This window comes from Candidatus Nitrotoga sp. BS, from assembly GCF_927797785.1.
Lineage (GTDB): Bacteria > Pseudomonadota > Gammaproteobacteria > Burkholderiales > Gallionellaceae > Nitrotoga.
This window is the reverse complement of sequence record NZ_CAKMLL010000115.1, coordinates 13,672-39,344: the sequence shown is the minus strand read 5'-3', so window position 1 is coordinate 39,344 and position 25,673 is coordinate 13,672. Positions and strand designations below refer to the sequence as shown.

At 48.8% G+C, this 25,673-nt stretch carries 20 protein-coding genes; 6 read left to right on the top strand and 14 right to left on the bottom strand.

Annotated elements, in window-relative coordinates:
• Window positions 1-506 precede the first annotated feature (506 nt).
• From MJ769_RS13765 to MJ769_RS13755, 3 genes are all read right to left on the bottom strand, one after another.
• Window positions 507-809, bottom strand: coding sequence for a hypothetical protein (locus MJ769_RS13765; RefSeq protein ID WP_239237712.1), 303 nt, complete (start codon window positions 807-809; stop codon window positions 507-509).
• A 331-nt stretch (window positions 810-1,140) separates the two neighbouring features.
• The gene (locus MJ769_RS13760; RefSeq protein ID WP_239237711.1) at window positions 1,141-3,417 is read right to left on the bottom strand and encodes a bifunctional diguanylate cyclase/phosphodiesterase; all 2,277 of its coding nucleotides are present in this window, start codon (window positions 3,415-3,417) and stop codon (window positions 1,141-1,143) included.
• A gap of 160 nt (window positions 3,418-3,577) precedes the next feature.
• Window positions 3,578-4,855, bottom strand: coding sequence for a DUF2254 domain-containing protein (locus tag MJ769_RS13755; protein ID WP_239237710.1), 1,278 nt, complete (start codon window positions 4,853-4,855; stop codon window positions 3,578-3,580).
• A gap of 830 nt (window positions 4,856-5,685) precedes the next feature.
• Here MJ769_RS13755 and MJ769_RS13750 point away from each other — a divergent pair.
• A complete protein-coding gene (locus tag MJ769_RS13750; RefSeq protein WP_239237709.1) occupies window positions 5,686-6,555 on the top strand; it encodes a hypothetical protein in 870 nt (289 codons plus the stop codon).
• A gap of 260 nt (window positions 6,556-6,815) precedes the next feature.
• On the opposite strand, the gene MJ769_RS13745 is transcribed toward MJ769_RS13750, so the two are convergent.
• The gene (locus MJ769_RS13745) at window positions 6,816-7,748 is read right to left on the bottom strand and encodes a LysR family transcriptional regulator (RefSeq protein WP_239237708.1); all 933 of its coding nucleotides are present in this window, start codon (window positions 7,746-7,748) and stop codon (window positions 6,816-6,818) included.
• A gap of 93 nt (window positions 7,749-7,841) precedes the next feature.
• Between MJ769_RS13745 and metE the strand changes: the two genes are divergently transcribed.
• Window positions 7,842-10,109, top strand: coding sequence for a 5-methyltetrahydropteroyltriglutamate--homocysteine S-methyltransferase (metE, locus tag MJ769_RS13740; RefSeq protein ID WP_239237707.1), 2,268 nt, complete (start codon window positions 7,842-7,844; stop codon window positions 10,107-10,109).
• A complete protein-coding gene (locus MJ769_RS13735; protein ID WP_239237706.1) occupies window positions 10,109-10,450 on the top strand; it encodes a dihydroneopterin aldolase in 342 nt (113 codons plus the stop codon). Before metE ends, MJ769_RS13735 begins: the two co-directional genes overlap by 1 nt.
• A gap of 189 nt (window positions 10,451-10,639) precedes the next feature.
• Here MJ769_RS13735 and MJ769_RS13730 read toward each other — a convergent pair whose 3' ends face one another.
• Window positions 10,640-10,903 carry a hypothetical protein gene (locus MJ769_RS13730; RefSeq protein ID WP_239237705.1) on the bottom strand — a complete coding sequence of 88 codons (264 nt, stop codon included), beginning with the start codon at window positions 10,901-10,903 and terminating at the stop codon, window positions 10,640-10,642.
• Window positions 10,904-11,022: 119 nt separating this feature from the next.
• On the opposite strand from MJ769_RS13730, the gene MJ769_RS13725 reads away from it, so the two are divergent.
• Window positions 11,023-12,579: an esterase/lipase family protein gene (locus tag MJ769_RS13725; protein ID WP_239237704.1), complete on the top strand. Its 1,557-nt coding sequence runs from the start codon at window positions 11,023-11,025 to the stop codon at window positions 12,577-12,579.
• Here the strand turns inward: MJ769_RS13725 and MJ769_RS13720 are convergent.
• Window positions 12,576-13,616, bottom strand: coding sequence for a reverse transcriptase family protein (locus tag MJ769_RS13720; protein ID WP_239237703.1), 1,041 nt, complete (start codon window positions 13,614-13,616; stop codon window positions 12,576-12,578). The two genes, MJ769_RS13725 and MJ769_RS13720, sit on opposite strands and share 4 nt — an antisense overlap.
• Window positions 13,617-13,725: 109 nt before the next feature.
• A complete protein-coding gene (locus tag MJ769_RS14815; protein ID WP_445083100.1) occupies window positions 13,726-13,857 on the bottom strand; it encodes an HNH endonuclease in 132 nt (43 codons plus the stop codon).
• 394 nt (window positions 13,858-14,251) lie between these two features.
• On the opposite strand from MJ769_RS14815, the gene MJ769_RS13715 reads away from it, so the two are divergent.
• The gene (locus MJ769_RS13715) at window positions 14,252-14,731 is read left to right on the top strand and encodes a VOC family protein (RefSeq protein ID WP_239237714.1); all 480 of its coding nucleotides are present in this window, start codon (window positions 14,252-14,254) and stop codon (window positions 14,729-14,731) included.
• A gap of 142 nt (window positions 14,732-14,873) precedes the next feature.
• On the opposite strand, the gene MJ769_RS13710 is transcribed toward MJ769_RS13715, so the two are convergent.
• Genes MJ769_RS13710 through MJ769_RS13700 form a run of 3 tightly spaced genes read right to left on the bottom strand, consistent with a single transcriptional unit; the run spans window position 14,874 to window position 16,053 of the window.
• Window positions 14,874-15,014 (bottom strand): hypothetical protein, encoded by a 141-nt coding sequence (locus tag MJ769_RS13710; RefSeq protein WP_239237702.1) that lies wholly within the window; start codon window positions 15,012-15,014, stop codon window positions 14,874-14,876.
• Between the two features lie 22 nt (window positions 15,015-15,036).
• The gene (locus MJ769_RS13705) at window positions 15,037-15,810 is read right to left on the bottom strand and encodes a hypothetical protein (protein ID WP_239237701.1); all 774 of its coding nucleotides are present in this window, start codon (window positions 15,808-15,810) and stop codon (window positions 15,037-15,039) included.
• Between the two features lie 3 nt (window positions 15,811-15,813).
• A complete protein-coding gene (locus MJ769_RS13700; protein WP_239237700.1) occupies window positions 15,814-16,053 on the bottom strand; it encodes a hypothetical protein in 240 nt (79 codons plus the stop codon).
• Window positions 16,054-16,167: 114 nt separating this feature from the next.
• Here MJ769_RS13700 and MJ769_RS13695 point away from each other — a divergent pair, with 114 nt between their 5' ends.
• On the top strand, window positions 16,168-16,383 hold the full coding sequence (locus tag MJ769_RS13695; protein WP_305854713.1) for a YebC/PmpR family DNA-binding transcriptional regulator: 216 nt from the start codon (window positions 16,168-16,170) through the stop codon (window positions 16,381-16,383).
• A gap of 102 nt (window positions 16,384-16,485) precedes the next feature.
• Here the strand turns inward: MJ769_RS13695 and MJ769_RS13690 are convergent, their stop codons facing one another.
• From MJ769_RS13690 to MJ769_RS13675, 4 genes are read right to left on the bottom strand one after another with little or no spacing between them, the layout of a single operon-like run.
• A complete protein-coding gene (locus tag MJ769_RS13690) occupies window positions 16,486-17,949 on the bottom strand; it encodes an efflux transporter outer membrane subunit (protein ID WP_239237699.1) in 1,464 nt (487 codons plus the stop codon).
• Between the two features lie 36 nt (window positions 17,950-17,985).
• Window positions 17,986-21,099 (bottom strand): multidrug efflux RND transporter permease subunit, encoded by a 3,114-nt coding sequence (locus tag MJ769_RS13685; RefSeq protein ID WP_239237698.1) that lies wholly within the window; start codon window positions 21,097-21,099, stop codon window positions 17,986-17,988.
• A 22-nt stretch (window positions 21,100-21,121) separates the two neighbouring features.
• Complete coding sequence (locus tag MJ769_RS13680) at window positions 21,122-24,211, bottom strand: MdtB/MuxB family multidrug efflux RND transporter permease subunit (RefSeq protein ID WP_239237697.1); 3,090 nt, start codon at window positions 24,209-24,211, stop codon at window positions 21,122-21,124.
• Window positions 24,208-25,440, bottom strand: coding sequence for an MdtA/MuxA family multidrug efflux RND transporter periplasmic adaptor subunit (locus MJ769_RS13675; RefSeq protein WP_239237696.1), 1,233 nt, complete (start codon window positions 25,438-25,440; stop codon window positions 24,208-24,210). Before MJ769_RS13675 ends, MJ769_RS13680 begins: the two co-directional genes overlap by 4 nt.
• Between the last annotated feature and the right edge of the window lie 233 nt (window positions 25,441-25,673).

Genomic DNA, 25,673 nt, shown 5'->3' with positions numbered 1-25,673 from the left:
TGCCGTCAATCATGGCTTCCAGCGATTTGACCATTCATTTAACCGGACAGCAGTGGGTTCACTTACGACAGCGTCAATGCTTGAGTGCAGCGACTTCAAAAAGGCGAGCGCCTGACAAGCGTTCGTGCATTTCTGTATGGAACAAGAGGCACGCACCGAGACGGCATTTATCGACTCGCGAATGCGTGATTGTTCTTCTTGACTGAGCATGCGCCTCCTGTGATCTATGTGACCTTAACGTAATACATTTCACAATGTCAGTAAAGTCGCCTATATCGGAAAGCATAGCCAAGCATCAGCGCCACGCTCATTTCATTTCCTTAGCCGTTAATTTACTGGACCGTAATTTTAGGGCAGCGCAACATTCTGCAATATTGTCCAGCCATAACGGTTGTGATTGACAGGTGAGTAAGCCTTCTCTGGATCCATATAAGCAGTTTAAGTAATACCGACAATTCATTCTAACTCGAATTGATCACCCTTCCCGCCTAGCAGAGTGGCGCCTACTAAGGCGTCTGACACTGGGCTCTTCTTTCGAACCAGTAAGCGATATTGCCTGCGATAACGATCGTGCCGGAGATGATAACCGAAGCTGCTGTGACCGCACCGGCGCCAACAACTAGTGCGAGGCAGCCTTGATTCGCGCACTGGTGGACGGCGGCAATTTGCACTTCTTGAAGCACCATGTGATTCGCAACAACCTGACAATCAGGATCGAATACCTGCGTGGATAATGGTAGATACATGCAAGCTTCCAACATCGTGACCAATGACAAAACGATGATCCTCCAGGTGATGTTCTTCAGCATAGTGAGCCTCTGTTGGGGTCTACCGTTCAAATTCAATAGTGCTGCGCCTTTATCGAGCAGCATCTGAGTGGAATACAGAATTAGCGTGGCTATCGGTTCAAGGCCCAAATCGCCCGAAGGGCAATCCAATCGAAATTATTTAAAACAACAACTTAGATGGAGTATTTTAAGAGGATGGATTAACTCGATGCTACGCATATAGCCCTGTGCATTTTTATCTTTTATTGAACTGTAGGCTGTTCACAGATAAGTGAGATTTCCGGTTAATCCAGGAAATATCAAACTTCTATAGTCCGCCAGCTCAGCCGATAGTTTATTTTTTGTTAGTTACCTACCTGCTCAGCAATTTTGTTATTTCATTGGCATTGACAGGTTCACTAAACAGATAACCCTGGGCTGTCTCGCAACCAAGGTTTGTGAGAATATTTAACTGTTCTAAGGTCTCGACACCTTTAGCGATGATTCCATATCCCAACTTATGACCCATTTCTATCATAGAACTAATAAGGATCAGGATTTTATTATTGACCAGCATATCATCAACAAAGTGTTTGTCTATTTTCAGGAAATCAACATTAAGGTTTTTAAGAGAAGCAAAAGCTGAAAAACCTGTTCCGAAATCGTCGATTGTCAGTTGAATACCCCGATCTTTCAGATCCTGAAAAACTAAGTGATGCTGTGGATACGTTTTCTGTACAACAATCTCGGTAATTTCTAACTCCAGTTCAGCTGGAGCCATTCCTGTCTCATCAATAATACGATTAATTAGTGGCACAATTGCATAATCGAGAAAATGGCTTGGAGAAATATTGATGGCCATACGCAGACCAGGATAACCTTCATTCTTCCAAGCAACTGCTTGTCTACAGGCTGTGCGCAATACCCATTCGGTAAGTGATTTAATCATGCCAATTTTTTCGGCCGTAGCAATAAAATCAGCTGGTGGGACTTGGCCTAGTAGTGGATGGTGCCAGCGTAACAATGCTTCGACACCAATAATTTTACCGGTTTTTAGCTTAATTTGAGGTTGATAAACGAGTGATAGCTGATGCTTTTCGATCGCTTCCCTGAGGCATTGCTCGATCTGGAAGCGGTACTCTGCTTTACGGGTAAACTCCAGTTTATAAAAGGCGTATTGATTTTTTCCATTTTCCTTTGCAGCGTAAAGAGAGATATCAGCAGCTTTTAATAAAGTTGATATATCTTCTCCATCATCAGGGTAGCGTGCAATCCCGATACTGCAAGTCGGCGTGAGTTTTCTTGAAGCAAGCTCGACGGGTTGTGATATGGCATCAAAACAACGTTGCGCAACATTGGCAGCGTGATAGTCAGCATCTATCTCTTCGGCGATAATACAGAACTCATCGCCACCGAGACGTGCAACATAATCAATTGCACGACAAGTACTTTCCAAACGCTTAGCAATGATCTTGAGCAGTAAGTCACCAGCATCATGCCCAAGACTGTCATTAACATCTTTGAAGTCATCCAGGTCAATATATAGCAGACCGAAACGATGATTATGCCGGTCAGATGTTTTTATTAATTTTTCAAGGTGCTGATAAAAATGGGCTCGACTTGCAAGTCCTGTTAATTCATCGGTATAGGCTAACGCTCGTATACGCTTTTGAGCTTGATCCCGCTCCATGACAATTCCAGCAAGCCTTGCCGCAGATTTCAGATCATTTGATTCCTCTTCATTAGGCAATGCAGGGTGGTTGTAATACATACCAAATGCACCTAAAACTTCTCCATGGGAGTTTTTAATGGGTTCAGACCAACAACAACGCAGACCATAAGGTAGTGCGATATGTTTAATTTTTTCCCACTTACAATCTGTCTCAATATCCTCAACTAGAACACGTTTACCGGTATAAGTGGCGGTTCCGCACGAGCCAACTCCGGGCCCATTTTCCATACCGTGCAACGCATTACAATACTCCTTCGGCAAGCTTGGCGCTCCGCCATGCATGAGTTTATTGCCATGTAATTCGAGCATTGAGCAGCGTAATCCAGAGTGACGTCCTTCATACATTAATGCTATGGCGTCATAAATGTCAGATGCCGGGCGCCCTAGTGCAATCATCTCAAGAATTTCGGCATGGTTGTTATCAAATGCTTCTGCTTTTTTACGTTCTGTTATATCGACATGCGTTCCAACTAGACGAATGGGTTTATTATCAGACTCGCGAGTAACAAGAAACCCTCGGGATAGCACAACAACTTTGTGACTATCTTTATGATGCATACGCATTTCTACTTCATAGGAATCTGATCGGCTAGCTATGTAATCCTGAGCCTTTTCTAACGCCATACTCTTATCATCGGGATAAACCAGACTTGCCCAGGTTTCTAAATTATTATCAAGTTCATTCTCTCCATAACCCAGCATGCTTTTCCAGCGAGGTGAGTAATAGACTTCATCAGTTTCAAGATTCCAGTCCCACAACCCATCATTAGCCCCGCGCGTAGCCAGAGAGAACAGGTCTACTCTTTTATAAAGTTCACTTGTGCGATTTTCTGTCGTTAGCTTGACAGCGGCTAGCTCAGCACGTAATTTATGAATCTCATCTAACAACAGGCACTTGGATTTGTTCAAGGCATTCATGATAATTAGACAACCTCAATATAGATGGAATAGTGACAATCTAAATTATTCAAGCAATTTTCATGCCAAAAATTCAACGCACTAAACGTGCGATTTAAATTTGCACTAATTTCAGCGGACGAAACGAATTTTTCTGTTTTGTCCAGAACAACTAAAGTTTTTACAATGAACGCGACTCGCGATGAAAAATAAAATCAGACACGAGTCGAAGCTTTACAATTTCTTCCGATACCTTCAGCGCATTTTCGGCATGCGCAAAAACCAAATTGGCACGCCCTATGGCTGCCTCTTTCATTGGAGCGCTACCCAGGTCGGCCAATGTCGACAGAGCTTTTTGTAGTTTTATTACAACTTCAATGACTCCGGCACCATCGCGTGCAATGGGGTTAAACGCATCGTCGAACATGTCACTTAACAAAATCTCTGGAATAGCCACTCGGTCAAACTCAACTTGATTTGATTCTGCTTGCGTTGAGTTCTGAGCACATTGTGACAGCAACCGGACGAAGCTATTTACAATCCTTATTGCAGTTCCAGGATCGTTAATGGCAGGCGACAAGGCTCGGCTCGCAATTTCCGACAATACAACAAGCCCGAATCGAGGGTCTTCGTCGAAAGTTCTGTTACTGCCTATAAAAAAACACTTGGCAATACCTTGGGTATCAATTTTCTCCGCTAAAGTACTCTGCGACGATCGCATATATGCCACTGGCCTATCCGGCGCTGCAAATGCGCCCGGTAAGGACGCAACCTCAATAAATAAATCATTTTCGGTAGCAAGACTCTGTAATGCGCCAACGTCAATTCGATGAATATAACCAATAGTCTGCGCATATATCGCCACTCCGTCTATGCGACCTGGAGCCTTTAGGGCTCTCAATGTAGGCGCATCTAAATGACGGCACAGTGCTTTTTCGGTAGCGTTTTCTGTTTTTTTGATAATGGTATCAAGACGCCCTAAGTGAGCAATCCGATCTATCCATCTTATAAAATTAAAAATGACTATCGCGAAAACAAAGACAGTCATCACAAACAAGGAAAATCGTCCGGCTCTGTCGTAGTAACCATTGGTTAAAGCAACTTGAGCAACGATACTAAAAATGAATGCGCCAATAAAAGTGGAAAGCGCATTTTGTGAGACATCGTCTGCTAGCACTAGCGTGAAAGCACGAGGTGTTGCAGCACTACTGGCCGACTGGTAGGCCGACAACATAGACCCAACGGCAAATACTGCCATCACTAACATGCTGGAGGAAATGGTCGACAATAACATTTTGATTGATTCTGAGGTTACTTCAGGAGCCTTTTGAAATAAGGCCATTTGATCGGCTAGCTGAGCTAAAAATGCAGCTGCAATGGAAAGCAGACAAATAAAAAGTGGTTTTACCCACAGCTTCTCTTTGATACGCCTTAATATAAATCTAATTTGAGCTTGCATTTATCAATCTCCGTCCTCGTTAAATAATGTCAACAGGTATTGGTGATCATTTAATCCGTAATCATAGAATTAAATTCAGGGCGAATTTTTTGCCAAGTAGTAAACGATTGATTTCATCTTTAACATAAAAATAACACAATAACTAGTTGAATAACAATTATATTTATACGTTCTTTGCCTAATGATAATGATTTTTATAACTTGTACCGGAGTGCTAGCCCGATAAAACTTACAGGTATGCAATGGTAACGGTATAGATGGCTCCACGACTGAGTTTTCGACGATGGGCACACCTTCATTTTCGATGACACTTTCTATAAATCTTATTTTATTTTCTAGTACAAAAGGCTTACTTAAGAGGTCGGATGATTGAGCACACCATTGAGATCGCTTGCCAAGGAAGCCCGAGCAATATCCCATTCTTCACTGTATCTTCGAATTCACAGTTGACTATATCTATCACGTTGATTGGTTGCAATCATCATACTTAATCACTATGATTATTTACGATTTAAAGAGACTTTAATGGATACAAAAATTCTAACAGACACGTTCCAATGGCAGAGATGATGGATCAAATTGCCACCCGTGTGGAGCGTTCCTGTGGATGGATTGTGAAACAGGTGTTCTCGGATTTGGAAGACCAAGAAGAACAGCGTAGGCGCATGACCCTAGAATGAATGAATAAAGTTGAAGCAGGACAAGCTATCGACCATAACTCAGTGCAAGCCTGGGCAAAAAATCTCAGCACCGATAAGCCGCTACCAGTGCTACATTCAAGGAATTGAAGTGCACGACCAAGGCGCTGTCGGACTGGGTCAGGATTACCATTGAACAAGCAGGCCGCTGCAATGACTGTGCAATCTCAAACACTATCTTTTCTCCCAAACACAAGTCCCATACAAATGTTGGAAATAGTAAAAAAATTATTCAAGAAACTTATTGAAATTTTCATTACAGTTTCAGGGTTCGTTATTGCCAAGATGTGCACTCCTCATCAGTGCTATTGGGCTGCACTTCTTTGGGTCAAATGGTTTTTTCCCTTGGCTGCCTTTGTTGATCGCTTAGTTTTTCGTCGACACCAGAAATCATTCTTCAATAAAACAACGCTCTTAAAATTTATTCTTTCTGCCATAACTCGCTACGCTTATATCGAAATCCCCTTCCGTAGTCCTAACGAACAGGCGCTGTTGGAATATCACCGTAAATACGGTGGATTCATACTATGTAGCGCTCATTTTGGTTTAACCATGGCCGTATTTGGTTTTCTAGAAAAACACGGATTACCCGTTACGAGTATCTCTGATGGCGGTCCTAGAAAAAATGCCTATGGTTGGAATTGGGGTTGCACCGAGCCCCTACGCCTAATTAAATCTGATGCAAAATCACTTTTCAAAGTCCGCAAAGCACTAGCCAACGATGAGATTGTTCTGATTTACTGCGACCATGCACCAGATGAAAATTTTCAAAATGACTTTCTGTTTCTATCCCCCAATATTTTTGAATATTCGTACAAAGCATCCATCCCTCTGCTTTTTTTGGGAGTCGCATTGACACATGACGGAAATATTGAGATCGAATTTGTCGAAGCCTCGTATCCCATCCCTACATCGAGAGAAGAAATGGTTGTGGTGATGGAAGAATTTCGCTTATTCGTGGCACAACGCATGAAAAAAAACATCAGCTTCCAAAAAAAATAACCATTGCGGTGTGATTATTGTGGGCATGACTACTTTGTCGGTTTTTCTTGTTACGGCGGTGGTGTGCGCTCCTGGCAGCCTGTCGGACTTAAAGAATCGTAGCGAAAATTGAGCTGAGCGAGGGTAGATTTTGCGAGCTTTCGCCTTACGGCGAAATGCCTGCTTACCCCACTTGATGATTTTGCAGGGTAATAGTTGTTCTATTGCCCAAAAAATCGGCGAAATATATACCTCTCCGCTCAATTTTCAGCCGCTTTCCTTTAAGTCCGACAGGCTGCTAGAGGTATCAGCCCCGGTAAGCGGTTAAAGCTGACAGTCCGCACGGTTTCCAAAAAATCCTGCATATAAGCAGCTTGCGCAGCCTCCCTATGTGTGACTGCATACAATTCACCAAACAATCCTTCCTTACCCAGACGCATGCCTTGCACGTAGCCGGTTTTCAAATAACTTTGCACCGCCCAGTTCGGCATGGCGGAAATACCTCGACGGCTCGCAACCAATTGTAAAATCGCAACGGTCAGTTCGGCGGTGCGCCGTTTCGGTTCAACACCACGCGGTTTCAGAAAATTGCGGATAACGTCCAACATCTCTTCAGGTACCGGGTAAGTCACTAGCGTTTCGTCGGCAAAGTCGTCTGCAGTGAGGAATTCTTTTTGCGCTAATTTGTGCATACAAGAAACAATGCCGACGATCTCGAAGCCGAACAAAGGATGATAAGTCATACCGTTCTGGCGGTACTCAGATACTACGGCAAGGTCGGCGCGATCTTCGCGCAGCAGTGCCAGCGGATCAACATGAAAACCGGATACCAAATCCAACTCAACCTCCGGCCAATGTTCACGAAAAACATCCATCGCGGGCATTAGCCACTCGAAGCAAGTATGGCACTCCACCGCTACACGCAACCGTCCGGCCTGTCCTTCTGCGATGCGTGCAATATCGCGTTCGGCTTCTGCCACCTGTGCCAGCACCGCTCCCGCCAAAACTTGCAGTCGCTGCCCGGCAGCCGTTAGTCGCAAAGGCTGGGTCTTGCGCTCGAACAATTGAACGCCGTAATGATCTTCTATTTGTTTGACCTGATGCGAAATTGCCGATTGCGTTAGGTGTAAACGTTGAGCGGCCCGCGACAAATTGCCGCTTCCGACCAAGGCTTCCAACATGCGTAAATGGCGTAACTCCAGTAGAGGTAGCATTATTAAATAATTTAATGATGAATACGAAAATTATGATTTTGCATAATAATAGGAATTTGCCGAAGATGCCATCCTTTCCAACGGAGGATTATCATGGCGATTACACACAATCTTGGCTTTCCACGCATCGGCGCGCAACGCGAACTCAAAAAGGCTTTGGAATCATATTGGAATGGCCAATTGGACGAAGCATCCCTGCTCGCCATCGGCAAAGAATTACGAGCGCGGCACTGGGCGGTGCAGCGCGATGCGGGCATTACTTTGATTCCGGCTGGGGATTTCGCATGGTACGACCAAATGTTGAATATGACCGTCCTCTTGGGTGCTGCGCCCGAACGATTCGGTTTTACAGGTTCATCAACACTAGAACAATATTTCCAGCTTGCGCGCAGCAATGCACAACAGCCCGCCATGGAAATGACTAAATGGTTCGACACCAACTATCACTATCTCGTCCCGGAATTCCTGAATTCCGCCGAGTTCCACCTGAATAGCACATGTCTATTCGATGAAGTAGGTGAAGCGCAGGCACTGGGGATCAACGCCAAGCCGGTCTTAATTGGCCCGCTCACCTACCTGTATCTGGGTAAAGAAAAACACGCCGGGTTGAACCGCCTGAATTTATTGCCCAAACTAATTCCGGTGTACAAGCAAATTCTGGAGCGCCTGAAAGCGCAAGACGTGGAGTGGGTGCAAATTGACGAGCCTGTGCTGGCACTCGATTTACCGCAGGAATGGGTGGCAGCACTCGCTCACACCTACGCCAGCCTGTCGCAGGACGCCCCCAAAATTCTGCTCGCCACCTATTTCGACAGCGTGGAAGACCATGCTGAAGCGCTAAAAGCCTTGCCGGTTGCCGGCCTGCACATCGACTTGGTGCGCGCTCCGCAGCAAGCTGAACCCTTTATCCGCAATTTCCCGGCAGATAAAATCCTTTCTGCAGGTATTGTAGATGGCCGTAATATCTGGCTCAACAACTTGCCTGCTTCTTTAGCACTCCTCGAAGAATTGCGCGCAATACTGGGAGATCGACTATGGGTTGCACCCAGTTGTTCCCTGTTGCATGTGCCGGTGGATTTAGCACAAGAAACCGGACTGGATAAAACCGTCAAAAGTTGGATGGCATTCGCCACACAAAAGCTTGAGGAGGTTGCCACCCTGGCGCACGGTGTATCGCACGGCAAGGATTCCATCGCGCCTCAATTGGCAAAAGCCAATGCTGCATTGGAAAGCCGCGTGTACTCGCCGCTGCGACATGATCGTGAAGTGCATCAGCGTGTTGCAGCCCTGAAATCTGCCGATGAAAAACGCTCTACGCCGTTTGCCCAGCGCATCGCTGCACAGCAAGCACAATTCAAGCTGCCTGCTTTCCCGACCACTACCATCGGCTCTTTCCCCCAAACCGCAGCCATCCGCAATGCTCGCGCGAGCTACAAGCAAGGCAAACTAAGCGAGGAGCAATATCGCACGGCAATGCAGGCAGAAATCCGCGATGTAGTGGCCAAGCAGGAAGAACTGGGGATCGACGTGCTGGTGCATGGAGAGGCCGAACGCAACGACATGGTGGAATACTTTGGCGAACAACTGAAAGGCTTTGCTTTTACGCAATACGGCTGGGTACAAAGCTACGGCTCGCGCTGCGTAAAACCCCCTATCATCTATGGCGACATTTCACGCCCGCACCCAATGACCGTCGAATGGAGTTGCTACGCGCAAAGCCTGACCGACAAACCGATGAAAGGAATGCTCACCGGACCCATCACCATTCTGCAATGGTCATTCGTGCGCAACGATATTCCTCGCGCTGCTACCGCCCTGCAAATCGCGCTGGCGATTCGCGCCGAAGTACAGGATTTGGAGCGGGCGGGCATTGGCATCATTCAGATTGACGAAGCCGCCTTACGCGAAGGCTTGCCGATCAAACGGCAGGACTGGGCGCATTACCTCGACTGGGCAGTGCGAGCTTTCCACATCAGTACCAGCGGCGTGCGAGATACCACACAAATTCACACGCACATGTGCTATTCAGAATTCAACGACATTTTGCCTGCCATCGCCGCGATGGATGCAGATGTAATTACGATAGAAACATCGCGCTCGGATATGGAACTGCTGGAAGCCTTCCGAGCCTTCCACTACCCGAACGATATCGGTCCAGGCGTGTACGACATCCATTCACCGCGTGTGCCGAGTCAGGAAGAAATGCTGCGTCTGTTGCGCAAAGCATGTGCTGTTATTCCGCGAGAGCGTTTGTGGGTTAACCCAGACTGTGGATTAAAAACACGCGGATGGCCGGAAGTGGAATCGGCTCTGCGCAACATGGTTACTGTAGCGCATGCACTGCGCAACACCGCAGCCTGATGGCGCAAACGCTCGCACATGATGGAATTACGTTGTATACCGTCATCGGCGTGTACGAATGGGAACGGGCAGCCTCACGTCCGCTCGTTTTCGATTTGCGACTAGAAAGCGTACACCCGCTTGGCCTGACACGTACTCTTATCGAGCGGCAGCTTGCCGATTGGCTTGCACCCTGTCGCTATCGATTGCTGGAAGCTTTAGCAGAGCACGTTGCCCAGCGCATGTTAACCGAATGGCATTGCAGCCGGGTCGTAGTCGGCATCGAAAAACCTGGTGCATTAGGCGATCTGGCGCGCGTCGGCATACGCATTATGCGGGACGCGGAAAAGCGAGCTGCATAATGCGTATGAAGTATTCATCCTGCAACGCCAATGGATCGACTATCAGATCAAACAGTGGGGGGTGATCTCGCAGCGTGCCGTGAAGAATTCCTGCTCCACAGGATGACACCCCCCGAGGCGCAGGCCTTTTAATCAACCTATTTACATACCTATGCACCGTTTACTGTTGATGTAAATGGATAAAGCTGACTAACGAGAATCAGTATTATCGTTAGTCGGCTTTTTGGCCTGAGCGGTCTGTGGCAATTTCCTGTCGGTGCAGCCTGCTTGGATGCCCGCTTTCATTTTTTTCCGAATAGTCACTTTCGACAAGAAACGACCGTTAGACCAAAGAGAATCAATCAAGTGGCAATGCATTAAGACAACGTAGTGATAGTTCATACCACCAATAAGCAGATTGTTTTCAGATACACTGAAAAAACCGATGCTGAAAAATACTAATCGGTACAACACGACGTCGCCTAATTCGCTAAAGCTCAGTTACGTTTGCCATGGGCCGGTGCAAATCATGCTAGCCTTAGAATGTTAGCAAATTGAGCCAGATAAACTGGTGTTCAAAGCGAGAGAAAAGTATGGCGAACCTAATTTCTATACACGAGCCGTTGAAGACCACTGGTAAGCCGCGACTTGTCTTTATCCATGGATTAGACGGAGACATTCGCAAGACCTGGATGGCAGACCCTGAGGACAAGAGCACACTCTGGCCACGATGGGTCGGCGAGGATACTGGCTGTCCAGTGTGGCTGCTAGGATATGGCGCGGCAATGACCCGCTGGAAGGCAGATGCCATGGCGCTTTCCCGACAGGCGACCGCAGTCTTAGAGCGCCTAAGCAACGAACCCAAGCTCTTAGGCGGGCCGCTTATCCTAATAGGGCACAGCCTCGGCGGGTTGGTCATAAAGACTGCTTTGCAGCAAGGGATGTCGCGGGATGTCGAACGCCATAAGGAACTTGCCCGCAACATCAAGGGAATCGCGTTTGTGGGTACGCCGCACTTCGGCTCGAAGCTGGCTACGATCGTGGCTTGGGCTCATCTCATGAGAGCGAACCCGCAGGTGAGCGACCTACGTTTGGACGACTCACACTTGGAGGTCCTGAACCAGTACTTTTTGAATCTGCGCACAGACCTTGGCTTCAAGACGCGCATCTTCATGGAAACCCAGCCCGTCAGGTTACCGTGGTGGTTGGGAGGACGATTGTTACCGGGCGTGACTATCGTTTCGCCTATGAGTTCTTGGGCGCACATCCCCGGAGAAGTCGGCATTCCTATTGAGGCCGACCACATTACGATTTGCAAGCCGAAAGACCGCAGTGCGGCAATTCACGCATCACTTATTGCGTTCATCCGCGAGGTGGAAGCGGCCACCTCGCTACCTACGAAAGCGATCATAAAAGCTTCGCACCCACTTCCTTCAGAGAACATCGAGGCTGTATCGCCGGAGCACAGAGCCGATACCTCAGTGCATTTAGCCCTCTCAACATTTGGGGTGTACCTAGATGCCGATGCCGATGCACCGGTCTGCGCAAGTGTGTATCTCGTGACTGACGCACCGGACCGCTTGCGTCAGCAACTTCAGAAGATTCCAGTGTTGATTCAGCAGGACTCCTTGGTCAACGCAGCAGCAAAGAAGCGTGCTCAGAGCACATCTTTGCAACAGTTGGTAGAGGACCTAGGCACGAGAGCATTAGTACTTCGCGAACTGGCCGTAATGTCATTCTCAGCTTACATGTACTACGGCCCCAAGGAAGCGTTCAACAAGCTGTCCCGAGAAGAAAGGATAAGCAAATTCTTCGTCGATCCGCTAGTGCATCGGCTGAGTAAGAAAGGCGAACGCTTCGAGCAGGTACACACCCGCCTAGCCGACATGCCTACCTACCTCAAGCTAGCCACAGAAACAGTGCTTTCGGCTTATCATCGCGCCGTCGATGTTCCGCGGCCCGGTACTAATAAATATTCAGTGCTAGAGGAACTTGCTGCGCTGATAGCTCAGGCTTGCGCCCGGCATCTGTCTGCGCCAGAAAATGCGGAGACCGCCAACCTGTTTGAGAACCTTCGCACCCGCATCAGGTACGCCGAGAACGTGATCACAGGCGAGAAGCATAAGCGAGATTCAAACCCACTGCCTTAGTGTTCCTCGTTGCCGGGAATAGGCTCGTAAGATGTACGATTAGACCACGCTTCGCCAAAAATTTGCCACCACTGGTTAACCAACTTTGGCTCAATTGAGCCCGCGTACTTGAGCATTCCCCTAAGCCAAGCCTCCTCTTGTATCACATCATTGACACCTACCTTCCTCCAGTGGTCGGCGAGTCCGTGCTTATCGATGTAGTACATCATCAGCCGCAGACGGCGCTTCAGTCTTGTTGGCAGCCTCGGCTGGTTCGGATCGGCAATGGTCAGCCCGGTCACGTACTGGCTCCGCCCCCTGTATTGGCGGTAACACTGGTCGTCGCGAAGCTTGAAACCTCGGCTTTCAAGAATTTCTTTTACCGAGTCGTCGGAAGGCACTTGGTCACCTGAGAAAGTCAGGTCGTCTGCGTACCGTGTATAGACGCAGTTGTGCGAGTGTGCCAGACGCAAGAACGACTGGTCCATGTCAAAGCAGATCAAGTTTGCGATGGTTGGGCTACAGCGCGTGCCTTGCCGTAGCAGTCCGTCGATGGTGCATGCCTTAGCGAGCACATCTGCCATGCGAACAGCGGCCCCCTCTGTTACAAAAGCGTTCCTAACCTGCTCGGTAGTGATGGCATCAAAGAACCCTTTGATGTCAGCGTGCAGCAGCACCTTTGCAGCGAGGTGCTTCTCCGCATTAGTTCGAGTAGAACGCTTCTTCATAAAACCTTGAACATGTTCGCCGAAGACTGCGCTATTGGTCACAATCATCGATATGGAGCGATGAAAAGCAGCCAGTCGCTGTTCGCGCGCTTCGAAGACAATTCGGTACTCGCCCTTGCGCCGCCGCCCATGCTTGGGCAATTTCAGCACATTGAAGAAAGATTTCTGGTTTTGGCTGCTCGAGTAAGCCTCGATGAAGTCGAACTCGACGCCGCACGCACGAGCGACATCGTCTAGGGATTTTAATTCTTTTAGTTTCGCTATCGTCATATATGGGCGGCAACGACGTGATGGATATAGTAAGGTCTTAATGTACGGGTTCGAACTCAAACCCACGGAAATCTTCCGCGACCGGTCATCATGCCGTTGCCGTTTTAAAGCATAGCAGAGTTTGTACACCTAGGGTTCTCTCACTAGAACGGCTGGTCTCTTAAGCAATTCATTGTTTGTAGGTAGAATTGCAATAAGAATGTGTTAGTTGCCCATTTTCTACATTACCAGAACCACCATCACGATTCCTCTCAATATGATCCGTTGTGTTTGAATTCATATGCAAATACCCACCGCAAATTGCACATGTTGCAAAGATAATCAGTAGGGGTCAGAATTGATCGATAAAGCCCCAAACACATCGACGGTCTGAGGAAGTCAAAAACAAAACCACCAATCGAATCTGTTCCCATTGATTTTTCCAAAGGCATTTGAATAGAATCGCTGGATTCCTGCCTGCGCGGGAATGACGAGGTCTTGCAATATCGGCCATTCTGGGTTGAACCACCACGCCGCTTGAGGCAAGATGCGCCCTCAACGATTTTTGTATCAACCATCACAGAAGAGAACAGACATGGGCGCACAGTTGAAAGCAGAGCGCGCGAGTGCGTCACCTTAAGGAACGCCAATTGCCCAAGAAATCGGGCAGTCTTCATGGTTTAAACTATTTATTGGTCACCCATAGGAGAACTAAAGTGGTCAGCAAGAACACGATTTGTCTTTGGTACAACGGCACCGCAGTAGAAGCCGCGCAGTTCTATGCCGAAACATTCCCGGACAGCACGGTGGGAACGATCCATCGCGCGCCAGGTGACTATCCCGCTGGCAAGCAGGGCAACGTCTTGCTGGTCGAATTCACCGTGATTGGCATCCCTTGTATCGGCCTGAACGGTGGTCCGGAGTTCAAGCACAATGAGGCTTTTTCCTTCCAGGTTGCGACCGACGACCAAGCCGAAACCGACCGATTGTGGAACGCGATTGTCGGAAACGGCGGCCAGGAAAGCGAATGCGGCTGGTGCAAGGACAAGTGGGGCCTGTCGTGGCAGATCACGCCACGCGTCCTCATTGAAGCGATCGCCGATCCTGATCGCGCGGCGGCCAAGCGCGCTTTCGAGGCGATGATGCAGATGGGAAAGATCGACATCGCTGCGATCGAAGCGGCCCGACGCGGTTGACGCTCATTGATCGTCCTTTTCTGCTGGCAGTAAACGGTTGCTTTAGCCGAGAAGCCGCCATTTCTTTGGGTAATCACGGCTATGTGTTGCCCTTGAAGCAGTAGCGTCCTCTGATATTCACGACGAACACGATTTATCGCATTCACCAGTGATCGCGTTTTGCCAGAGCCAGCACCAGCATAAAGAAAAAAACCTTTGGTTCAGTGAGGTGAAGACATGCGTAAATTTCATCGTCTACACTATCATCAATATCATTATCGTCTTGTGGGAGCGTTTCAGTCATGGCGTTGCACTTGCGTCTTTTTTCAAGTTGCTGCTTTTTTGCGATCCCGTTTGGATTGAACTCGGGCATCAAGGCGAGGCCAATGTTTGGCATGAAAATTTTTATTGGTTATTGTTTCTATCGGGGCAGCTCCCATGACATCAATTCCCCATTGCGTAAAAACGAACATTCCGGCATCTGAGAGTGCTAGTTTTTCCAGCCATACAACTCGATCTATCAGATAACGGTCGGGGTTTTTACCGGCGAATCCTGATGCGACATAGTGTTCGAAAAATGCCTTAGCGACCAACACGGCTAAATGTGCTTGCTCAATGCCATTCGTGTCGCGCTTGGAGGATAGACGATGCAGGTTAACGATGCGACTTTTGAGAACAAGGGTCGGGTGGAGAATGCGTATAGATCCATAGTCGGGGTGTTCAAGCTTGACAGCGAGCTTTCTGATTTCTTCGTTGGATAGTCCGATCAACGTTCCAATGAAGTCAATAAATAGCGTGCGTCCATCTGGTGTTTTGTAAGTAACAATGGCTGTGTTTGGCGTATGGTCGTCCGGCTCCAGAATGCGGAGTATCCATTGCAATTTTGTTGCAACGATTCGAGCATCATGCTTTGTGGCTAAAACATCAGCGTCCTGCGTGAGATACGGCGTGTCACTTGGGGGTGCGGGGATTTTAAAATAATCGACCCAGAATGTCAGGGATTGCCCCCAAACCAGGATGGCTGGCTGAGTTGCCTTCTGGAGCGCGTGGAAAAATTTTGGTAGGTCGCTCGGCTGAAACCAATCATAACCGGCAGCCAAAGTTTAGCCAGGCATGCGAACGATGCGGAATTCGGCAGGATTGACCTTTGAAATGAGCTTCGCCTGAGACACGGCTTTCGCAACAGGCATTTGGCTGGCCACCTTGCTAAAAGCAGCTTGGCGAGCTGCTTTGCTGTAAGAGGGATTTGCCGCTACTATTTTTGCAAGATGCACAGACCCGCGCGCGCCTGCCTTCACAGGCTTTGCTTTATTCTCAAGCGCATTGGCAAGTGCTCTTTTCATAACGGCATCCTAGCATGTTAAGTCTGCATCATTCAATACATCCCAGTGGGCGAAGTGTGGGGAGTCGAGCCACGCATTACCATCTCAGCATGGGGTATCCAACATCGCTAAGTGATGTGCGGGGACAAGAAATCGCCGAATTACAGCCCCTTGCTTTGCAGACGCTCGCTGGCCAAAGAAATCATGGTGGCCGCAAAGGGCGGGGCTGACATTGGCTCAAATTCATGTTTGCGTCTAGTAGTTGAGCAAGCCAAAAAAGCCTCTATGCCGAAAGATACCTTGGATCGCGCCATCAAAAAAGGTGCAGGCTTGGCAGCCCACTTCCTTTAAGTCCGACAGACTGCCAGAAGGTAGCCTAGCCTTCTCCTGATTAATCAACCCCCTCCCCTCCTGGATAAAAGCAATTTCGGCAACACCTCATATTCGCTCACGCTATACCCCTTTCCGAGAGGTTTGCTGCTGGGGTGTATCAGCGTCGGGCCAGCCCCCACCCAGTGCTTTGAGCAAAGCTGCGCTGGCAACCAGGCTTCGGCCAGTGATATTGAGGCTGCGTATGTCCGCATCCAGCGCTGTTGCTTGTGCCGTGACTACATTCAAGTAGCTTACTGTTCCTGCTATGTACTGGTTATTAAATAGCGTAACGGATTCCTGCGCAGACTGTGTCGCTTCACGTTGTACCTTGGCTTCATTATTCAGGATGCGTAATGTCGAAAGATTGTCTTCGACTTCCTGAAATCCAGCTAGAACAATCTGTCGATAATCAGCAACGCTTTTGTCAAATAAAGCAATAGCCTGCTCTTTTTGTGATGACCGCACTCCCCCGTCAAACAATGTGGCCGCAATATTCGGTCCAATAGACCATACCCGCCTTGGCAGAGATATTAAATTGGAAAGCAGTGAACTTTGATAACCCGTGGAGGCGCCAAGGATGAGAGATGGAAAAAATGCAGCTTGGGTAACGCCAATCTGAGCATTGGCAGCCTTAACGCGGCGTTCCGCTGCTGCAATATCAGGACGACGCTCCAGCAATTCTGACGGAAGACCGGCAGGAAATTCTGGCAACTTTGGCAGGACTAAACTTGGTTTGAGCAAAAAATTGGATGGGGCTTTGCCGATCAGCACGGCGATCGCATGTTCAAGCTGTGCCCTCTGCACGCCAAGATCTATCGCTTGAGCTTGGGTAGACCTTAATTGCGTATTTGCTTGAACAATATCGGAGCGTCCCACCATGCCAGCTTCATAACGATTTTGAGTAATTTGCAGCGACCGCTCATAGGCTATGGCTGTTTGTTCCAACAATTTACCTTGTGCGTCATTGATTCGTAATTGAAAATAAGTCTGCACCAACGTAGATTGAATGCTTAGCAGTGCAGATTGCAGGTCTGCGGCACTGGCTTCAGCTGAAGCTCGATTTGATTCAACGGCGCGTCCTATTCGTCCCCACAAGTCGACTTCCCAATTGGCATTCAATAATAACCGATTCGTATCGGTAATCGCTGCGGAAGGGTTACCGGGAATGGTTACCCCTGAGTTGGTTGAGCTTGTGCCTTGTCCCCGAGTATGAGCAAAGCTGCCAGTTACTGTTGGCAAGTATCGTGCGCGTGCAACACCAAGAAGAGCGAGCGCCTGCCGGTATTGCGCTTCGGCGCTTTGAATGTTTTGGTTAGAGATTGATACTTGTTCTACCAGCGCATTTAGCTGAATGTCACCATATATTTCCCACCATTTGCCACGTACCGCGTGATCTCGCGGTTCTGCCAATTTCCAATGATTTGCTTCTTCTTTGTAGTTGGTTGGAGCTATAACCTCAGGTCGTTTGTAGTCGGGGCCCACGGCACATCCGCTTAAACTTAAAAAAGCCAGTACATAAATGATATAGTCAGTTTTTATCAACATTAACTCCTGAAGTTGCTTTCAACTCCTTTAAATTAGTCATAATTCTGTTCGTTGTGCAGTTTTCAGTGACTTAACTTGGGGCCGTTGTTTCCATATCTTTTGACACCATAGCCGAAAACGATCAAGGTATAGATAGACGACGGGTGTCGTGTACAGCGTTAGCAATTGACTTAAAATCAGCCCACCGACAATAGAGATTCCCAGAGGTTGGCGCATTTCAGCCCCCATGCCCGAGCCCAAGGCGAGCGGTAGTGCGCCAAACAAGGCGGCCATGCTGGTCATCATGATTGGACGGAAACGTAATAGACAGGCTTCATAGATCGCATCACGTGGACTCAAACCACGCTGTCGTTCGGCTTCAAGCGCAAAGTCAACCATCAGGATCGCGTTCTTCTTGACAATGCCGATTAAGAGGATGACGCCAATCAACGCCATAATACTAAAATCCATCTTGAATGCTAGCAGCGCTAGTAGGGCTCCTACTCCCGCCGACGGTAGCGTCGAAAGAATGGTGATAGGATGAATGTAACTCTCATAAAGTATACCAAGCACAAGATACACTGCAACCAAGGCGGCAAGGATGAGTAGTGGTTGATTGTCGAGCGACTTCTGAAAAACTTTAGCTGTACCCTGAAAACTACCATGCACAGAAACAGGTACGCCGATCCTTGCCATTGCATTCTCAATTTCCCGCGTAGCTTCTGAAAGCGACACGCCTATAGGGAGATTAAATGCAATCGTCGAGGCGGCAAATTGGCCCTGATGATTAACAACCAGTGGCGTTGCCGTCTCTTCCCAGCGAGCAAATGCGGCCAGTGGTACTTGCAACCCTCCGGGGGCACTGATGAACACGTCCTTCAGTGCTTCCGGGCTCTGTAAATATTGCGGGGCAGCTTCCATAACCACTCGATACTGGTTCAATGGGTTATATATCGTTGATACCTGGCGCTGGCCGAACAAATCGTTCAATGTCGTATCGATCAGCCTCTGCGTTAATCCCAGCCGCGCAGTAGCATCGCGGTCGATGATGAGGGAGGTCTGCCTACCGTTGTCTTGTTGGTCGGTATTGACGTCTGTAATTTGCGGTAGCGATTGTAATGCCTGGCGGATGAGGGGCTCCCAAGTACGCAATTCATCAATCCTGTCTGCCTGGATCGTGTATTGATATTGCGCGTCACTGGCTCGCCCGCCGACTCTAATATCCTGAACCGATTGCAGAAACATTTTAGCACCGGGTTCATGGGCGAGTTTACGGCGCAACCGCGCGATAACTTTGTCAGCGGACAACTGACGTTCAGCCAAAGGCTTTAGCCCTACGAACACTCGTCCAGTGTTGACCTGCCCTCCTCCGGTAAAACCAACGACACTCTCCACCGCAGGATCCTGGCTGACAATCTTAACAAAAGTAGCAAGTTTTTCTTCCATAGCTTGGAAAGAAATACTTTGGTCTGCCTGAATACCGCCAGTCAGTCGGCCGCTGTCCTGCTGCGGAAAAAAGCCTTTGGGGATGGCGATATAAAGATAAATATTAAGGCAAACCGTGGCTAGCAGTATGAACAGCATGATGCGGCTGTGTGCGAGTGCCCAATCGAGCGATACGCGGTAGCCGTTCAATAGCGCATTGAAGATACGCTCACTTACCCGATAGAAACGTCCTTGCGGTGACACCGAGCGTGGACGCAATAGCCGTGCACACATCATGGGTGTCACAGTAAGCGATACCACGAGAGACACCAGAATGGCCGCCGATAGCGTGATCGCAAATTCTCGAAACAGTCTCCCGACGATACCGCCCATTAACATAATCGGTATGAATACGGCGATCAAGGACAGACTCATTGATAATACCGTGAAACTCACCTCGCGCGCCCCTTGTACGGCCGCTTTAAATGGCGAAACGCCGTTCTCGATGTGGCGCGAAATATTTTCCAGCATCACTACCGCATCATCCACCACAAATCCGGTACAGACAGTCAGAGCCATAAGCGAGATATTGTTTAGGCTGAAACCTGCCATATACATCACGCCAAAGGTGCCGATCAACGATACAGAAACCGCGACACTTGGGATTAGAGCAGCCCGGACGTCCCGCAGAAACAGAAATACAACCAACATCACCAGGGCGATTGAAATCAACAGTGTATGCTCGATTTCCCGTATTGATGCGCGAATAGTTGGCGTGCGATCCGACACCAGTGTCAGGGTCATTGCCGCCGGTATAGAAGCACGCAATAGCGGTAGCAATTTCTTCACTTGATCTACCGTTTCAATGACATTGGCGCCCGGCTCCTGACGCAGAATCAGCATCACTGCCGGTTTACCATTGACTAGCCCGGCATTTCGAATGTCTTGTACCGAATCCACGACCTGGGCAATATCGGCAAGACGGACGGGTGCACCGTTACGATAAGCTACGATTGCCGGACTATATTCAGCAGCAGTTTTGGCTTGATCGTTAGCCAATATCCGCCAGTGACGGTCTCCATTCTCAAGTGAACCTTTGGGCCTGTTAGCGTTGGTGGCAACGATTGCAGCACGGACATCCTCAACACCTATGCCAAATTTGTTCAGGACATTCGGGTTGAGCAACACGCGCACGGCAGGTAGCGAACTGCCGCCTACAGTCACCTCACCCATCCCTTCCACCTGAGCTATTTTTTGAGCGAGGATAGTTGATGCCGCATCATACATCTGCCCTCGACTCATCGAATCTGAGGTAAGAGAAAGAATCATAATGGGCGCAGCGGCCGGATTGGATTTGCGGTAGTCTGGGTTGCCGGGAAGGCCCGTGGGCAGCAGATTTCGAGCCGCGTTTATTGCCGCCTGAACGTCTTGTGCAGCGCCATCAATGTCGCGGTCAAGATCGAACTGCAAAGAGATTCGAGTTGAACCCAGCGTGCTGGACGAGGTAATTTCAGACACGCCCGCGATGAGACCAAGCGATCGTTCAAGCGGTGTGGCTACCGTGGCAGCCATCGTTTCCGGACTTGCCCCCGGCAATGATGCCCGTACCGAAATTGTTGGAAAATCTACTTGGGGCAAGGATGCTACAGGAAGCAACGTAAATGCAATTATCCCCGACAATACGATACCTAGCGCCAATAGTGTTGTGGCAACCGGACGATTTATGAAAATTTCAGGTAGATTCATGGCAACAAGACCGGGTTACACCTTAAGCATGGTCGACAACTGGGGGAGATCTGAAGCGCTGCACACACTTATCAAAAGCAAGGTAAATGACCGGCGTTGTAAACAGAGTCAGCATCTGGCTGACCAGCAATCCTCCCACCATCGTGATCCCTAGAGGGTGGCGTAATTCAGACCCGACACCGGTACCGAGCATCAATGGAAGCGCGGCAAGCAAGGCACTCATAGTCGTCATCAGAATCGGCCGGAAACGTAACAAGCAGGCTTCATAGATTGCTTCGCGTGGTGTTTTGCCATGTTTACGCTCTGCATCCAACGCAAAGTCGATCATCATGATGGCATTTTTTTTAACAATGCCAATGAGCAGAATGATACCTATAATGCCGATTATTCCAAGGTCAGTACGCGACACCATCAGCGCTAGTAATGCCCCGACTCCGGCAGAAGGTAGAGTAGACAAAATTGTGACTGGGTGTATATAGCTCTCATAGAGCACGCCCAGAACAATGTACATGGTAATGATAGCTGCAAAAATCAGCAGTAACATGTTGCTCAGAGAAGCTTGGAACGCCAGGGCAGCTCCCTGAAAATTGGTTTGAACACTAGCCGGCAGTCCAATTTCTAGTTCCGCAGCACGGATAGCCTTCACTGCGTTGCCCAACGAGGCACCGGGCGCCAAGTTAAAGGAAATAGTGGCGGCTGGAAACTGATCGATATGGTTTATAGACAGCGGTGTTGAACGTTCTGAAATACGGGCAATCGACGATAACGGCACTTGACTACCATCCAGTGATACGATGTAAATCCCATTGAGAGCCTCCGGCCCTCGCTGAGAATCAGGCTTAACTTCCAGCACTACGCGATATAGGCTGGATTGGGTGAATATGGTTGAGATTAATCGCTGACCAAAGGCATTGTATAAGGTGTTATCTATGGCCGCAGGCGTTATGCCAAACCGGCTAGCGGTGTCACGGTCGATCTCGACATAAGCCTGTAAGCCCTGATTTTGAACGTCGCTGGCAACATCAATGAGCTCCGGCAATTTGCGCAGACGCTCCAGCATTTTGGTCGCCCATTCGGCCAGCTCGTCAGGATTGACGTCTGCGATACTGAACTGATATTGAGTGCTACTTACCCGTGTCTCTATCGTTAAATCCTGTACCGGCTGCATGTACATCTCTATTCCATGCACCTGTTCCAGACTATTTTGCAAACGACGAATCACGCCACTGGCGTCCGCGTTGCGCTCACTCTTCGGTTTGAGGTTAATCAGCATGCGACCACTGTTTAGTGTGGCATTCGTGCCATCAACGCCAATGAATGACGACAAGCTTTCAACCGCAGGGTCTTTCAGCACAACCTGAGCGAGCGCCTGTTGTCGTTCGGCCATTGCCGCGAAAGAAATAGACTGAGGGGCTTGAGTCATGCCTTGAATTACCCCGGTGTCTTGCACTGGAAAAAACCCTTTTGGAACAATTATATAGAGCATAACGCTAAGACCAAGTGTGGATCCAGCCACCAGTAACGTGGCAAACTGACGATCCAGCACCCAGTTAAGCATGACACCGTAACGCGCAATTACGCTATCTAAAAAAACGCCGCTCTTGCGGTAAAACCGACCTTGCTCGGCAGCCGGTACATGGCGCAGCAGTTTTGCACACATCATGGGCGTGAGGGTAAGTGATACCACAGCAGAAATCAGAATCGCCACCGCCAATGTGATAGCGAATTCACGGAACAAGCGGCCGACAACATCTCCCATGAACAGCAGTGGAATCAGCACAGCGATCAGCGAAAAAGTCAGCGAAATAATGGTAAAACTTATTTGCTCGGCCCCCTTGAGCGCCGCTTGCAAGGGCGATTCGCCAGCTTCAATATAACGCGTAATGTTCTCGATCATTACGATTGCATCATCCACCACAAATCCGGTAGCAATCGTCAGCGCCATCAGCGTCAAGTTATTGATACTGAAACCAGCCAGATACATCACGCCAAAAGTGCCGATAAGCGACAGCGGCACGGCAATGCCGGGAATGATGGTGGCATACACGCTACGTAAAAACAGGAAGATCACCATCACTACCAGCGCGACAGAAAGCATCAACTCAAAGCGGACATCTTTCACCGAGGCACGAATTGTCGTCGTTCGATCAGTGAGAATTTTGACATTGATAGAGCCAGGTAACGAAGCTTGTAGTTGCGGCAAAAGCTTTTGAATACGATCCACCGTTTCTATGACATTTGCCCCGGGTTGACGCCGAATATTCAGGATCACAGCCCGAGTCTGGTCAGCCCAAGCAGCAAGATGTGTGTTTTCGGCACCATCAATGGTGTCAGCAATGTCACGCAAACGAATCGCTGCGCCATTGCGCCAGGCGATAATAAGATTTCGATATTCTTCTGCTGATTTGAGTTGATCGTTAGCGTCCAGGGTTGAGGCCCGTGCCGCGCCATCAAAACTTCCTTTCGCAATGTTTACGTTGGCATTTCCGATAGCAGTGCGAATATCGTCGAGGTTAAGACCATTTGCGGCAAGTGCTTTTGGATTAGCCTGGATGCGAATAGCAGGCCGTTGACCGCCGCCGATACTCACCAAGCCGACGCCAGGCAACTGCGAAAGTTTCTGTGCCAGGCGTGTATCAACCAAGTCTTGCACTTTCGGCAGCGGCAGCGTTTCGGAAGTGATCGCCAGCGTAACGATAGGCGCATCAGCTGGATTGACCTTGCTGTAAACCGGCGGCATCGGTAGATCATTAGGCAAGAAAGTACTAGCAGCGTTAATCGCTGCCTGCACGCCTTGTTCGGCAACATCAAGACTGAGATTGAGTCCGAATTGCAGTGTGATGACTGAGGCACCGCCTGAACTGCTGGAAGACATCTGGCTCAGGCCGGGCATTTGACCGAACTGGCGTTCCAATGGTGCGGTAATTGAGGATGTCGTTACGTCTGGGCTGGCACCAGGGTAGAAAGTGGTCACCTGAATAGTCGGGTAATCAACCTCCGGTAGGGCGGAAATTGGCAATAAACTGTAGGCCAGAATTCCTGAAAACAGGATGGCGACCATTAGCAGTGAGGTCGCTACTGGTCGGATAATAAACAGACGTGAAGGGTTCATGCCCCGTCTTTGCTCTCGGCTGGGGGTTTTCGCCGATTTTGGCGCTTATCACCTTTAGGTGGCCCTTTGTTTTCCCCACCTCGTTTGTCAGGGGAAATGATCTCAACTTTTGCACCCTGACGCAGCTTGTCTGCGCCGTCGATCACTACTTTTTCACCAGGAACCAAGCCTTTTTCGACCGCCATTATATTGTCCGACACTGATCCGAGCACGACGGGTCGCATGCTCACTGTTTGGTCTTCATTCACTACATAGAAAAAAGTTCCCTGCGTGCCGCGCTGGGACGCGGAAGTCGGAATTAAAGTAACCCCATGTCGAGTTTCGGTTCGCAAGTGGATATTGACAAACAGATTCGGAAAAAGGGCGTTGTCAGAGTTTGTGAATTCTGCCTTAAGCTTGACTGTTCCCGTTGCCACATCAATCTGGTTATCTACCGTCAGCAGCACGCCGGTCGCCAACTTATTCTTATTGTCTCGATCCCAGGCTTCGACTGCCAGCTCTTGATTCTCCTGCAATTTGCTCATTACTGCAGCGAGATTGTCCGAAGGAATTGAGAAAATGACGGTAATCGGCTGAGTCTGAGTAATAACAACCAAACCGCCAGCATCAGTGGCGCGCACCATGTTACCAGTGTCAACCAGGCGCAGCCCAAGGCGGCCGGCAATCGGTGCCTTGACTTGAGTGAACGCAAGCTGGAGCTTGGCGTTATCCACCAAAGCCCTATCCGTTTTTACCCCTCCTTCATATTGCTTTACCAGCGCTTCCTGCGCGTCGACCTGTTGTTTGGCGATTGAATCCTTCGCCAGCAGGCCGCGATAGCGAACCTGATCTAACCGCGCAATGGCAAGTAACGCCTGATCCCGTACTAATTGCCCGTTCGCTTGATCAAGTTGCGACTGGAAAGAGCGCGGGTCGATTTCTGCAAGCAAATCGCCAACCTTCACGAGTTGACCTTCACGGAAAGTAACGCGCACAAGTTGGCCGTCGACGCGAGGTTTGACTGTTACAGTGTTGCGCGCTGTAACAGTGCCTAATGCTTTAATCACCACATCGATGTCACCGGTACGGGCGGTTGCAACCGTTACTGGCAGAGGTCGGCTTGCACCATCCATACCGCCACGTTTCGTTGGCGGCGCTTGTTTTTCCTGCTTCCCGGATAATAAAAAGATGGTAAGTACTCCGACGGCCACTAATAATCCGCTCGTAATCCAAAGGGTTTTATTCTTCATTCAGAGTTTCTACCATTCATTTGATGCAATTTTTAGCTGTCTTTTCGACAAAATCAACAATAAGAGTTTCAACGAACCAAATTAAATGACGTATATGCTTTGGTTTACCGGATACTGGTTTTTACGAATATTAAAGCGTGCATGCTCATGCGCATACTTTCGATATTCATCCGACCTACTAATCTTAGCTGAAAATTTTTGTTACAGTTGTTACAAAGTGTAATGTCTACTCA